This window comes from uncultured Acinetobacter sp. (assembly GCF_947624825.1).
GTDB lineage: Bacteria > Pseudomonadota > Gammaproteobacteria > Pseudomonadales > Moraxellaceae > Acinetobacter.
Window position 1 is genome coordinate 59058 of record NZ_CANQLZ010000006.1, and the last position, 13123, is coordinate 72180.

Here is a 13123-nt window from a genome sequence, read left to right on the forward strand (position 1 = left end):
GGGTTATTGCAGATTAGCGGTCAATTTCTAAGGCTTGACCCTGACAGTTAAGATAAGGTTGCTGTTGGTGCCATGCGAGTTGACCAGAAATGATGGTTGTATCCACCAGATAGCGGAACGTTTTTTCTTGGAAGGGTGTCCAGCCACAACGCATGTAATTAGTCTGTTCAGCTACAGATTGTTTTTGTTGATTTTCGCGGATGAGAACTAAATCAGCCCAATAACCTTCGCGGATATAGCCTCGATCTTTAATACGGAATAAATCGGCAACTTGATGAGAGGTTTTTCGTACCAGCGTTTCAATTGATAGTTTTTGATCTGCTACTAATTCTAATAATGTGGGTAAGGCATGCTGAACTAGCGGTAACCCTGAAGGGGCATTAAAATAAGTTTGCTGTTTTTCTTGCCAAGTGTGCGGCGCATGGTCTGTGCCAATAATATCTAAACGCTCACTATTGGCGACAGCATCAATGAGGGTATGCTTGTCACTGGCAGTTTTTATTGCTGGATTACATTTAATTAAATGTCCTAAATCTGCATAATCAGACTCATCAAAAGTTAAGTGATGTATACATACTTCAGCAGTAATATGCTTTTTATCCAATGGTAAATTTTTAAATAAGCAAAGCTCTTTTGCTGTCGTCAGATGCAACATATGTAGCTGTGTACCAAATTCTTCAGCGAGTGATATGGCTAATCGAGAGCTTTCAAAACAGGCTTGTTTATCCCTAATTTTAGGATGTAAGTTTGCTGGAATATCTTCGCCATATTTATCACGATAAAACTCTTCCAGCTGTTTGATCCGGGGCGTGGATTCGCAATGTGTTAATAAAATAGTGGGCACATTCGCAAATAAGCGCTCTAAAATTTTTGGATCATCAACCAACATATTACCCGTTGATGCTCCCATAAAAACTTTCACGCCGCTAACCAATTTAGGATCAAGCGCTTCAACAATCTCTAAATTTTGTGCACTTACCCCAAAGTGAAATGCATAATTGGCTATGCTATGTTGAGCTGCAATTGCTTTTTTATCGTGTAGTGCAGTTAAGTCCAATGTAGCAGGATTGGTATTGGGCATATCCATAAAGCTGGTAATTCCACCTATCGCGGCTGCCAAAGATTCTGAGGAAAAACTCCCTTTTTGTGGTGAGCCTGGGTCGCGGAAGTGGACTTGATCATCAATCATGCCTGGGAGTAACCATGCGCCATCAGCCTCGATGCTCTTGGCATTGTGGATACCCGTTATATTAGATTGTATTTTACGAATACGGCCTTGCTGAATAAGGACATCACCGATTTGTTGCTGCCCCTCATTAACCATATTCGCATTACGTATGATTAGATTTGGGAGTTGTCTAAAATTCATTTTGTAATGCCTTATAACCTTGTACTAACTCAATATTGGTGCTCACCACACTTTCAGAAAATTCACTGATAGAAATATCGATCGGTGGGTACTGGCTTAAGTCGGTTCGGGCATTGATATAGCTCATCGCAGGGACATAAAATGATTTAGGCAAATCTCGGCCATCGACCACGGCATTGTGACGGACGGCACTATGATCACCGACCTTACAATTAAATAAGACACTGTTAAAACCAACGAATACATGATTACCAATTACACAAGGACCATGAATAATTGAACGGTGGGCAATCGATGAATTTTTCCCAATGGTGACTTGCGCACCTGCTTTTGAATGAATGACAACACCATCTTGAATATTCGAGTTTTCACCGATGATAATCGGTTGCATCTCACCATTTTCATCCACTTCATCTGCACGGATCACCGCATAAGGACCGACAAATACGTTAGCTTCAATAATGACTTTTCCACAAATAATTGCGGTCTGATCAATATAAGCGGTTTGGTCAATGACAGGGAGATGACCAGTTGGATTTTTACGAATCATGGTAATGTCTTCAATGTTATATAAATTAGCTAAATGATGGGCTGAGTTAAAATTGTGGCGTGTTGTGTGTTTAATCCAAGATAAAAACAACTGGGACGATTAGTGTGGCAGGCTGGTCCAGCTTGCTCGACCAAAAAAAGGATGCTGTCACCGTCACAATCAAGTCTGGCTTCAATGAGTTTTTGACGATGTCCTGAACTTTCGCCTTTACGCCATAAGCACTTCCGCGAGCGAGACCAATAGCAAACCTGTCTTGTATTTAGGGTTTCAAGTAGTGCATCACGGTTAATCCAAGCAAGCATTAAGACATCTTTACTTTGTCCATCTTGGGCAATGGCAGTGATTAGTCCATCCTTGTTCCAGGGAATGGCATCAATAATGCTTTTCAGTTCATAACATTGCCCCATCTTTCCTTGTTCAATGTCTAGAAAAACTGTTGAACCTACCATTGCCATGAACCCTGAGCGACTGCATCGTGAGCATGTAAACTTTCAGCATGGATGACTTTGAAGTTAAATCCTGAAATACCTGAGTAGTTGACAAATGCGTGGTATAAGCGGCGTAAAGCATCTTCACAGAACATTAAATTTTGACCATTTGCTAATGCGAATGCTTGCTCATCTACGCGTTTGACAGCTGTCTGAACAGGTGTTGTCAAGGCTTGTTCTGCATGTGAAATGAATTGCCGAATTGGAATGGACTGTAAACAAGGGGCTAATTTAAAACGTAGCTGAGCAAAACTTCTTTGGCTGTGTGGAGTTGCTACAATCGCATCTGTTGTACCTAACCACGCCATAACTTCATCGGTGTTTTGTGGATTTATTTTTTTTGTATCAATGGCATCTTGAAAGCTTTTTTGAATGAGGTCGCGTGCTAAAGCAGCAGAACAAGGACACGTTGAGGAATAGGTGATTTCTATTGCTAATTCTGCTTCAAAAGTATGCTCACTTAACTTACAGGATAAGTTAAATGGATAACTTTTCCAGCCCGATAGTGCGCTGACTAAAGCAGGTTGTTCTAAATTAAACTCCGCTTGAATATCAAGGCGGGCTTGTTGAGAGAGCTCAGTATGGCTCGCTAAAAAATCTTGAAGCGCTTGATAAATTTTACTTAAAGTTAGGTCAGGTAGGGCATGGAGTTCCAACAGTCGAGTATACAGTCTAGACATATGAATGCCTTTAGCCTGAGGATCATCTAAGCTAACATAGGCATTCACTTTACTTGCGCACAGTGTATTTTGAATTTGAATAGGTAAGGCGATATTCTCCATTCCGACCCAATCGAGAGGATAGGCATGCATATTCAGAAAAGGTTCAGATGAGACATCTGGGAGCTGCAAGGCATTCATAATTGAAAGTAAGTGTTAAATGTTATGTTATAACATAACATTTAACAGATATTGTTTCTAGTATGCTTTTGATAAGAACTGATAAATAGTCGATTTTTATTTTACTGAGTTGAATTTCTACAATATTCAAATAAGATCAGAGAATGTCCTGTGAGTTGAAAATCATGCTTTGTTGCAATATCTAGAAGTAATTTTTCAATTTCCTCATTCTTAAACTCAATGATTTGGTTTGTTTCTTGACAGACAAGATGATCGTGCGAAGTATCTTGCTTTATCTCAAATACAGCATGATTGTGATCAAAGTTATGGCGTTGAATAATACCTGCCATTTCAAATTGAGTTAAGACACGATAGACCGTTGCTAGTCCAACATCCTCATCTTGCTCCAATAGTTTTTTATAAATATCCTCCGCACTCAGATGGTGAGGAATTGAGTTTTCCAATATTTCTAAAATTTTTATTCGCGGAAGAGTGACTTTTAGTCCTGCTTTTCTCAGGTCTTGATTGCTAATTGCCATATGTGTAATCCGTATTTGATAAAGATGGGGAGGATGAATCTTAATAAGTAAACATCATTCATTATTGATTGAGTCTCCAAATTGTTTGTGTCTGGGTATCCTCTAAAAGGATGCCACTTTTAAGTAATTTCTGTCGAATTTGATCTGCTAAAGCATATTGTTTATTGGTTCGTGCTTTATTTCTTGCCAGAATCGCTTCTTGGATTTCCTGCTCGGAAAGGGGAGAATCTTGTTCACTAGCTGAGTGCTTTAATATTTTCTCAGGATCATACTGAAAAATATTTAGAATATTGCCAATCCAAAGAAGTAACTGATAATTTTTAATAACGTTTTCTTGGTTCTCTTCTTTTAAGGCTATGTTCAGCTGCTTCAATAAGTCAAAACAAACAACTAAAGCTTCTGGAGTATTAAAGTCATCGTTCATGGCTTGATTAAATTTTTGTATAAAAGGATTACTGTTTAGTTCTGTTTTAATAGCATCATCTTTTGATGTGATAAAAGGTTGTGCGTGGTAAATTGCTTGATAGAATCGAGATAATACTTTTTGTGTGTCTTTTAAAATATGATCAGAGAAATCAATAGGACTCCGATAATGAGAACTAATCATTAATAAGCGAATGACTTCAGGATGATAAGACTTGAATGCATCGCGGATGGTGAGAAAATTACCTAATGATTTCGACATTTTTTCTCCATTGACATTGATGAAGCCTGTATGCAACCAGTAATTCACATATTTTTCTCCAGTTGCAGCTTCACTCTGCGCAATTTCATTTTCATGATGTGGGAAAATTAAATCACCCCCACCGCCATGAATATCGAAATGGTTGCCAAGATGACACATTGACATTGCCGAACATTCAATATGCCAACCTGGTCGCCCATTTCCCCAAGGCGATTGCCAAAAAGGTTCATTGGGTTTTGATGCCTTCCAGAGTACAAAATCAAAAGGATGATGTTTTTCTGTTTCTAAACTGACACGTTGGCTAGCGCCTGCTTGCATATCTGCTAATTTTCGACCAGATAATCGCCCATAGTCAGGATAGCTTTCAATGGAAAAATAAATATCACCATTTGCTATTTGGTAGGCGTATTTTTTCTCGATTAAGGTTTGAATGATTCGTTGGATATCCTGAATTGAATCGGTTGCTTTAGGCTCGGCATCTGGAGAAAGGCAGCCTAATGTCTGAAAATCTTCATGCATTGCCTGAATAAAGCGATCCGTCAATTCGCCGATGGATTCATGGTTGTCTTGTGCTTTATGAATAATCTTGTCATCGATATCTGTAATATTACGAATGTATTTTACTTTCCAGCCCTGTGATCTTAAAAAACGCACAATCAAATCAAATGCAATCATGGTTCTGGCATGTCCAATATGACAGTAGTCATAAACGGTGATTCCACAGACATAGAGCTTGATCTCGTTTGCTACGATGGGCTCAAAGTGCTCTTTTGAGCGAGTTTCAGCGTTATAAACATACAAATCAGACATTATTTTTTCCTAATTAACGCTCTATAAATTGCACGACATAATCAAATCAAAAACCAATGTTCTTCTTTGAATTTGAGATAAAGAAGAACTTTTAAATATTTAAGTTATGTTATAACATTACATTATAGGTGGCAAACTTATTAAAATTGCCCATTAGGCGTTTTAAGATTCGAGATTGAAATAAGTGGCTATGAAACATTTTTTAATTATTGGTTTATTGTTCTGTCTTACAGCATGCAGTCAGAAACAAACGGGGCAATTGATTTACTCATCAAATGCTTCGGGACAACATAACAATGTAAAACGTAAATCTGTACAGCCGAAACGATCGTATCCAAAAATTGCCCCAATAGAGTATCAGCATTGGATTTCGCAACCTTCACATAAAGCTCAAGTGAATCGTTATCAAACATTTTTAAAAAAATATAATTTACTGGGTGTTGTACCTGAATTTGAACTATTTCAAACAGCACGAGATTGGCAAAACTGCCATGCATCAGAATATGAAATTCCACCGCAAGAAATTTGGAACAATATCGTACCGACTTTAAATATTTTGAAGGAATTAATTAATGACAATGTGATTGATGATTTTACAGTCACTTCTGTTTACCGTAACTCTGCCCTAAATCGCTGTGCGAAAGGAGCAGATTCTTCCAAACATGTTTTTAATGCTGCACTTGATTTTAGGATTGGTCCAGAACAGCCAATACTAGAAGAACTTACAATGATTCAGCAAACAAAAACAAATTTGTGTCAATTTTGGGTCAAAAATGGTGATCGCTTGAATATGGGACTCGGAGTCTATGCTTCTGGTCAAATTCATATTGATAGTGCTGGATATCGCACATGGGGACCCGATCATAAAAGTACCTCATCTCCCTGTATCACTCAGCTTTTGTCTAATCGAAATGATAAAGGAAATGTAGATGAGTGAATTAAAACTTAGTGCGATACAGCAAAGGGTATTAACAATTTTGCAAAATGAGCAGAAGGCAATAAGTGCTTATGCTTTATTAGAAAAGGTAAAACCTTACGGCTTGCAATCTCCAGTACAAATTTACCGTATTTTAAAAAAACTGTCAGGCTATGGCTTAATACTTAGACTTGATACATTGAATAAATATTTAGCGTATGAATTGAAAAATAAACAAAATTACTTACTCGTCACTATTTGTACAGAGTGTCAGACAGTTCAAATTATTGATTCACCTCAGTTTACTCAAGTGATTGAACAATCACTTGTTCATCAGGATTTTAGTCCTAAGCATCATTGTTTAGAGCTATTAGGTCAATGTGCTTTATGTTTTTCCAAACGTAACAAGCCTTTTATTAAGATAAGTGAGAAAGCCAATGGATAATTCTTTAGCCACTCCAGCCAAATTACCTGTAACTGTGCTGTCGGGATTCCTCGGTGCAGGTAAGACGACGTTACTCAATCATATTTTAAATAACCGCGAAGGTCGTCGTATCGCGGTCATTGTTAATGATATGTCGGAGGTAAATATTGATGCTGCTTTAGTACGAGATGGTGGTGCAGAACTTTCCCGTACTGATGAAAAACTGGTAGAAATGAGTAATGGTTGTATCTGCTGTACTTTGCGGGAAGATTTACTGGTAGAAGTTCGTCGCCTCGCTCAAGAGTATCGTTTTGATCAATTAGTCATTGAGTCAACGGGAATTTCTGAGCCATTGCCCGTAGCAGAAACTTTTACTTTTGAAGATGAAAATGGTGTGTCACTGAATGAGTTTGCACGACTTGATACCATGGTGACGGTTGTAGATGCCTTTAATTTTTTAAAAGATTACAGCTCGTATGATAGTTTGCAACAACGCGGAGAGTCGTTGGGTGAACAAGATGAGCGTACTGTGGTTGACCTGTTGATTGATCAAATTGAGTTTTGTGATGTCATCATTTTAAATAAAGTAGATCTGATCAATGAGGATGATAAACAACGTTTATTTGCAATTTTAAATAAACTTAACCCACGAGCAAAAATTGAAATTTCTGAATTTGGTAAAGTCAATTTAGATAAAGTTTTAAATACAGGGCTTTTTGATTTTAACGAAGCTTCTCAAGCTCCAGGTTGGCTGAAAGAATTGCGTGGTGAACACACACCTGAAACAGAAGAATATGGGATTAAAAGTTTTGTATATCGTGCGAGACGTCCGTTTCATCCACAACGTTTTTATGATTTCATCAATTCCGAATGGAAAGGTGTGGTTCGTTCGAAAGGCTATTTTTGGTTGGCTTCAAACCCTGAGTTTGCTGCTTCTTGGTCACAAGCGGGTGCAATGGCTAGACATGGTGTTGCCGGCTATTGGTGGGCAACGGTTCCTGACGAGCATTGGCCAGAGGATCAGCAAAGCCGTGATGAAATCATCAGAAATTGGGATGAGCTTACTGGGGATGCACGACAGGAAATTGTAATGATTGGAATGGATATGGATGAACAGGGTTTAATCCAACAGTTTGACCAATGTTTACTGACGGATGTGGAAATGGCTGGAGGACCTGAGCAGTGGAAGCTTATGGTTAATCCATTTCCTGAGTGGGAGAACTTAGAGCAATCTTCAGATAATTGATTTGAAAAAAGTAACAGACTTTTTTTGCTTGAAAAGTGAGCAAAAGAGTCTGTTATTCCAAATGTGAAATATTTTTAGGCAGTTAACATTTCTAGTCCGAGTCCATGTCATTCATACAATATAAGCCGTATAGGGTCTGCATGATTTGTAATATTCTCATATCACTAAATTGATAAAAGATTTGTTTGCCTTCGCGGCGTGTCGATACCATTTTACTTTTTCTGAGTATCGTTAGTTGTTGTGATAATGTTGGTTGGTATACCTGAGCGGTTTTTTCAATTTGTTGAACATTCAGCTCACCATCAATTAAGACACATAAAATTTTAAGACGATCAGGATTCGATAAGACTTTTAGACAATCAGTGACAAGGTCGACTTTTGAAAGATCTATTTTCATTTTTAATTCATTGGTTTTCATAAGCGTATCCTAAAAATCATCTTATTATTATACAAAAAAATAAAGTAATACTTGTATATTATTTAATTATATAATATTAATAAGTATATTGTTTGGCGTAATTTGAATTGTATGTATGACTATTTGATTTCCTTTATGGGTGGATTATTGCTAGGTGCAGCTGTAGTTGGCTACCTATATGTACATGGTCGTATTGCTGGAATTAGTGGATTAGTTGCACAAATTCTAAATCCTCAAACGATATTTAAGACACCTGCTATTTGGTTTATGTCAGGTTTGATCATTATACCCTTCATTTATGGGCGATTTGTTCAGCCAGAAATTGAATTGAATGCCAGTCCGTTGATGATGATCATTGCTGGACTATTGGTGGGTTTTGGGACACGCCTAGGTTCAGGCTGTACCAGTGGTCATGGCATTTGTGGAATCAGCCGCTTATCTAAACGTTCTATTCTAGCCACCATGAGTTTTATGTTCGCTGGATTTGTTACGGTTTACATGATTCGCCATGTCACAGGAGCTTTCTAAATGAAGAATTTTCTTGCTTTCATTTTCGGCGGTTTATTTTCTATAGGTTTGATGCTTTCGGGGATGTCCAATCCAGAAAAAGTTCTAAACTTCTTAGATTTGTTTGGTGATTGGGATGCAAGCCTAGCTTTTGTAATGATTGGGGCGATTATGATTGCAATTATTCCTTTTCAAAAAGCAGTGCGAAGTAAAGCACCCAAAACCGTATTTAATGAACCAATTGAATTACCAGGCAATCATAAAATTGATCCTAAATTGATCTCGGGCAGTCTTTTATTTGGTATTGGTTGGGGGATTGCTGGGATATGTCCTGCACCCAGTTTTACCTTGATTGGTCTTGGGCATTATCAGGTTCTGTATTTTATTGTCGCGATGCTTGCAGGCATCTTGCTTCACCGTAAGTGGACAGGAGCTTAATCATGTCAAACTCCCCTGTTGTAAAATATTTTTTTCATGAAGATACGAACACTTTAAGTTACGTGGTGAGTGATCCGGCTACCAATTCATGTGCAATTATTGACAGTGTGCTGGACTATGATGCTGCATCAGCCACAACTTTTACCACACATGCCGATCAGATTATTACCTATGTCAAAGCACAGGGTTTAACAGTTGGGTGGATTTTAGAAACCCATGTTCATGCCGATCATTTAACTGCTGCACAATATCTCAAAACCGAATTAGGCGGAAAAATCGCCATGAGTCAGAGGATTGCTGCGGTACAAGAGACCTTTGCTGCGATTTATCATTTGGATATCAAACAGTGGAATACCCAACAATTATTTGATTATTTGTTTGATGATCATGAGCAATTTCTAATTGGTTCAATCGAAGCATATAACATCCCTACTCCTGGACATACGCCAGCCTGCTTAAGTTATGTCATCGGTGATGCCGTGTTTGTGGGTGATACCTTATTCATGCCAGATTATGGAACAGCGCGTTGTGATTTCCCGAAGGGAAGCGCATCAATCCTTTTTGATTCAATACAAAGTTTGTATCAACTGCCTGAGAAAACACGTGTATTTCTCTGCCATGATTATTTGCCAGAAAAGCGCGATACCTATATGTGTGAAACGGATATTCAGACTCAAAAAAATCAGAATATCCATATTCACGATGGTACGACCAAAGATGATTTTGTTGAAATGCGTAATAAGCGCGATGCGGGTTTAAGTATGCCCAAACTGATTTTACCTTCGATACAGATCAATATGAAAGCAGGACAATTCCCTGAACCCGAAGAGAATGGTATTTCTTATTTAAAACTTCCACTGAATTACTTCAAATAGGCAAATTTTAAGATTAAACAACAAATTTTGTTTAATTGGTTTGGTAATAGAGGGGGGCAGTAGCGATGTGGATGCTAATACTTGAAGGACTGGCCATCGGTGGTTTGCTTGGGTTAACTGGTGCTGGTGGTGGCATTCTGGCCGTACCCGCACTGATGGCAAGTCAAGGATGGACGGTCGCACAAGCTGCACCTGTTGGCTTGCTTGCAGTCACTTTATCTGCCTTGGTTGGAACATTTGAAGGCTTATTTAAGAAAATAGTACGCTATCGGGCTGCGCTTTGGATTGCACTGATTAGCATTCCTTCAGCACGCTATGGTGTGCATCTGGGAGGAATAATTTCTCCTGTATGGCTTACCTTGGCATTCAGTTTAGTCATGCTCGTGGTTGCTTACCGGATTTTTTTTAAAAAAGTGAATGACCATACAGGTGTGCTGTGTAAAGTTAACCAAACAACTGGTCGTCTGATTTGGAACATGAAAACTGCATTGTCTCTCGGCGCCATTGGTGTTGTGGCAGGTTTATTGACTGGTTTGCTTGGGGTAGGTGGGGGATTCGTGATTGTTCCAGCACTGAGTAAAGTAACTGATCTTGATATGCGCAGTATTGTTGCGACCTCGTTGATGATTATTTTCCTGATAGGTGGTGTCAGCATTTCAGCTCATATTTTAGATGGTTTTCAATACCCCGTTTCGGTCACGCTGACTTTCGTTTTAGCTTGCATGGCCGGGATGTTGCTTGGTCGAAGTTTGATGCCTTTAGTTAAGAATAGTCAAATCCAAAAGGTTTTTGCCATAACTGTCATAAGCGTAGCATTTTATTTAATTTCTACAGTCATCATAACTTAATACAAGCAAGAGATTAGAGCCAAATTTAAAAACTGCATTTTAAAGACATGAATATTTAATCAGAGACCAGATTTCTATAGACCGGAAGAGGTGAAGAGTAATGAAAACAGCAGAACAATTAATTTCAATGGCAAAAAACCGAATTCAAGAAGTGACTGTCGCAGACTTACTTGAAGCCATGAAAAACCATAAAACCATTCTGATTGATGTTCGGGAACCGGATGAATTTCAGGCGGCAACGATAGACCGGGCCGTGAATTATCCCCGTGGTGTTTTAGAAATGAGAATTCACCAGCATCCTGTGGCGAGCCATCATTGCGATACCCTGCAAGCACTAGAACATCTTAAAGATCAGCCGATTTATTTGATTTGTGGGACGGGTGGTCGATCAGCTCTGGCTACAGATACTTTACAGAATATGGGGTTTACTCAGGTGAAATCTGTTCAGGGTGGATTTCAAGCATGGCTAGAGCAGGGTTATCCAGTAGAGAAATAACCAGATTCCTATTTTAAGTCTAATCTAAGTTTATAGATATCCAAGTGAGAAAATTATGAAGTACAAAGAATTAACTCAAAATATTTCAGGCAGTTTAAAAACATTAGCACAGGATTCTCCTGATTTAATGAAAAGTTTTAATCAATTGTCACAAGTTGCAATGCGAGATGGTGTTATTGATCCTAAAACCAAAGAACTGATTGCCTTAGCGATTGGTGTTGCAGCACGATGTGATGGCTGTATCGGTTTTCATGTCAGAACTCTAGTCAAATTGGGGATGACATTACAAGAGTTGGAAGAAGTGCTTGGAGTTGCAGTTTATATGGGGGGAGGTCCTTCATTGATGTATGCCGCTAATGCATTGGAAGCATTTAAAGAGTTTACAGCTTAATTTTTTCAATCATTGGGAAACGATATGAATCAGCATTGGGATAATATTTATTCGCAAACACAGGATCTGTACGGCATTTTGCCCAATCATTTTATTCAACAGATAGCAGATCAGGTTCCAGTTGTGGGAAAAACTCTTGCTATAGCAGAGGGTGAGGGGCGGAATATCCTTTATCTGGCTGATAAAGCGAAACAGCAAAATGATTCATTTTCAGCAGAAATATGGGATTACTCAAAAGTTGCTTTGCAGCACTTATCTGCAAAAGCCCAACAAGCTGGTTTTGACTTCACACTGAGAAATATTGATCTTAATGATGTCGAATGGCCAAGAGAGTGTTATCAAAATGTGATGTGTGTGTATGGGCATTTTGACGAAAATACTCAATTCAATGTTCTCACTGGGATACGTCAAGCATTGACAAACAATGGCTGGTTTATTGGAGAGCTTTATTCTAAAGAGCAGATTGATTATCAAACCGGTGGTCCGAAAGATATTAACTATTTGTACGATCCAATGTCGTTTCTTTCAGTATTTAAAAATGATCATCTTTATCATTTTTATGTGGGAGAACAAGAACGTCATGAAGGCAAGTTACATAACGGAAAATGTCATGTAGTTCAATTTGCAATTCAAGTGCAGAAATAGGGTCTAAAACGTTTCAAGCACGAGTATGGCTCACATGCTCATTTTATAAAAAAGAGAGGTTTACGATGTCAACACGTTTTAATAATAAAGTGGCTTTAGTTACAGGTGCAGGTTCGGGTATTGGGCGAAGTACAGCGCTGCTTCTTGCTCAACAAGGGGCAAAAGTTGTTGTTTCAGATATTAATCTTGATGCGGCTGAGAAAGTTGCAGCTGAAATTATAGCTGCTGGCGGCCATGCTGTTGCTAATAAAACAGATACATCTCATCCAGAAGAAATGAAGCAAGCTGTTGAGTTTGCCGTGGAAAGCTTTGGGGCTCTGCATTTAGCATTTAATAATGCGGGTATTTTAGGTGAAGTCAATCCGATTGCTGAGTTGAGTATTGACGCTTGGCGTAGAGTCATCGATATTAATTTGAATGCTGTTTTCTATGGGCTGCATTATCAGATTCCAGCAATACTTAAGTCAGGTGGTGGAGCAATTGTTAATACCGCATCAATCTTAGGTTTAGTCGGGACAAAGAACATTTCAGGATATGTTGCAGCGAAGCATGGTGTGACTGGTTGAACCGTACCGGGTTTGTCGGAGACTTTTTATTTAAGTTAGGCCACCTGACCTAACGGGTTAATCTTATCATAGT

Annotated in this window: 18 protein-coding genes; 11 read left to right on the top strand and 7 right to left on the bottom strand. The window is 38.6% G+C overall.

What is annotated here, in order from left to right:
- Positions 1 to 13 precede the first annotated feature (13 nt).
- From Q0017_RS02780 to cysS, 6 genes are all read right to left on the bottom strand, one after another.
- A complete protein-coding gene (locus Q0017_RS02780) occupies positions 14 to 1369 on the bottom strand; it encodes a dihydroorotase (protein ID WP_298142365.1) in 1356 nt (451 codons plus the stop codon).
- A complete protein-coding gene (locus tag Q0017_RS02785) occupies positions 1359 to 1919 on the bottom strand; it encodes a carbonate dehydratase (protein ID WP_067670059.1) in 561 nt (186 codons plus the stop codon). The genes Q0017_RS02780 and Q0017_RS02785 overlap by 11 nt, the downstream gene beginning before the upstream one ends.
- Positions 1920 to 1948: 29 nt before the next feature.
- The gene (hisI, locus tag Q0017_RS02790) at positions 1949 to 2368 is read right to left on the bottom strand and encodes a phosphoribosyl-AMP cyclohydrolase (RefSeq protein WP_067670086.1); all 420 of its coding nucleotides are present in this window, start codon (positions 2366 to 2368) and stop codon (positions 1949 to 1951) included.
- Positions 2362 to 3267 (bottom strand): GTP cyclohydrolase FolE2, encoded by a 906-nt coding sequence (folE2, locus tag Q0017_RS02795; RefSeq protein WP_067670061.1) that lies wholly within the window; start codon positions 3265 to 3267, stop codon positions 2362 to 2364. The genes hisI and folE2 overlap by 7 nt, the downstream gene beginning before the upstream one ends.
- A gap of 101 nt (positions 3268 to 3368) precedes the next feature.
- Positions 3369 to 3785 carry a ferric iron uptake transcriptional regulator gene (fur, locus tag Q0017_RS02800; protein WP_298142372.1) on the bottom strand — a complete coding sequence of 139 codons (417 nt, stop codon included), beginning with the start codon at positions 3783 to 3785 and terminating at the stop codon, positions 3369 to 3371.
- Between the two features lie 61 nt (positions 3786 to 3846).
- Entirely contained in the window at positions 3847 to 5280 is a 1434-nt protein-coding gene (gene cysS / locus Q0017_RS02805; protein WP_298142373.1) for a cysteine--tRNA ligase, read from the bottom strand.
- A gap of 190 nt (positions 5281 to 5470) precedes the next feature.
- On the opposite strand from cysS, the gene Q0017_RS02810 reads away from it, so the two are divergent.
- The 3 genes from Q0017_RS02810 to zigA are packed head-to-tail and all read left to right on the top strand — an operon-like array spanning position 5471 to position 7866.
- Complete coding sequence (locus Q0017_RS02810) at positions 5471 to 6217, top strand: D-Ala-D-Ala carboxypeptidase family metallohydrolase (RefSeq protein ID WP_298142375.1); 747 nt, start codon at positions 5471 to 5473, stop codon at positions 6215 to 6217.
- The gene (locus Q0017_RS02815; RefSeq protein WP_298142378.1) at positions 6210 to 6641 is read left to right on the top strand and encodes a Fur family transcriptional regulator; all 432 of its coding nucleotides are present in this window, start codon (positions 6210 to 6212) and stop codon (positions 6639 to 6641) included. The genes Q0017_RS02810 and Q0017_RS02815 overlap by 8 nt, the downstream gene beginning before the upstream one ends.
- Entirely contained in the window at positions 6634 to 7866 is a 1233-nt protein-coding gene (gene zigA, locus Q0017_RS02820) for a zinc metallochaperone GTPase ZigA (RefSeq protein WP_298142380.1), read from the top strand. Before Q0017_RS02815 ends, zigA begins: the two co-directional genes overlap by 8 nt.
- A 91-nt stretch (positions 7867 to 7957) precedes the next feature.
- Here the strand turns inward: zigA and Q0017_RS02825 are convergent, their stop codons facing one another.
- A complete protein-coding gene (locus Q0017_RS02825) occupies positions 7958 to 8284 on the bottom strand; it encodes a metalloregulator ArsR/SmtB family transcription factor (RefSeq protein ID WP_111861125.1) in 327 nt (108 codons plus the stop codon).
- A gap of 111 nt (positions 8285 to 8395) precedes the next feature.
- On the opposite strand from Q0017_RS02825, the gene Q0017_RS02830 reads away from it, so the two are divergent.
- The 8 genes from Q0017_RS02830 (at position 8396) to Q0017_RS02865 (ending at position 13050) form a co-directional block, all read left to right on the top strand.
- Positions 8396 to 8812: a YeeE/YedE thiosulfate transporter family protein gene (locus tag Q0017_RS02830; RefSeq protein ID WP_111861124.1), complete on the top strand. Its 417-nt coding sequence runs from the start codon at positions 8396 to 8398 to the stop codon at positions 8810 to 8812.
- The gene (locus Q0017_RS02835) at positions 8813 to 9229 is read left to right on the top strand and encodes a DUF6691 family protein (RefSeq protein WP_298142385.1); all 417 of its coding nucleotides are present in this window, start codon (positions 8813 to 8815) and stop codon (positions 9227 to 9229) included.
- 2 nt (positions 9230 to 9231) lie between these two features.
- Positions 9232 to 10104: an MBL fold metallo-hydrolase gene (locus tag Q0017_RS02840; RefSeq protein WP_298142388.1), complete on the top strand. Its 873-nt coding sequence runs from the start codon at positions 9232 to 9234 to the stop codon at positions 10102 to 10104.
- Positions 10105 to 10169: 65 nt separating this feature from the next.
- Entirely contained in the window at positions 10170 to 10952 is a 783-nt protein-coding gene (locus Q0017_RS02845; protein ID WP_298142390.1) for a sulfite exporter TauE/SafE family protein, read from the top strand.
- Between the two features lie 100 nt (positions 10953 to 11052).
- Entirely contained in the window at positions 11053 to 11448 is a 396-nt protein-coding gene (locus tag Q0017_RS02850) for a rhodanese-like domain-containing protein (protein WP_087553662.1), read from the top strand.
- 55 nt (positions 11449 to 11503) lie between these two features.
- Positions 11504 to 11839: a carboxymuconolactone decarboxylase family protein gene (locus tag Q0017_RS02855; RefSeq protein ID WP_198488226.1), complete on the top strand. Its 336-nt coding sequence runs from the start codon at positions 11504 to 11506 to the stop codon at positions 11837 to 11839.
- Positions 11840 to 11863: 24 nt separating this feature from the next.
- On the top strand, positions 11864 to 12484 hold the full coding sequence (locus Q0017_RS02860; protein ID WP_298142397.1) for a methyltransferase domain-containing protein: 621 nt from the start codon (positions 11864 to 11866) through the stop codon (positions 12482 to 12484).
- Between the two features lie 65 nt (positions 12485 to 12549).
- Positions 12550 to 13050: an SDR family NAD(P)-dependent oxidoreductase gene (locus Q0017_RS02865; protein ID WP_298142400.1), complete on the top strand. Its 501-nt coding sequence runs from the start codon at positions 12550 to 12552 to the stop codon at positions 13048 to 13050.
- Positions 13051 to 13123: the final 73 nt, after the last annotated feature.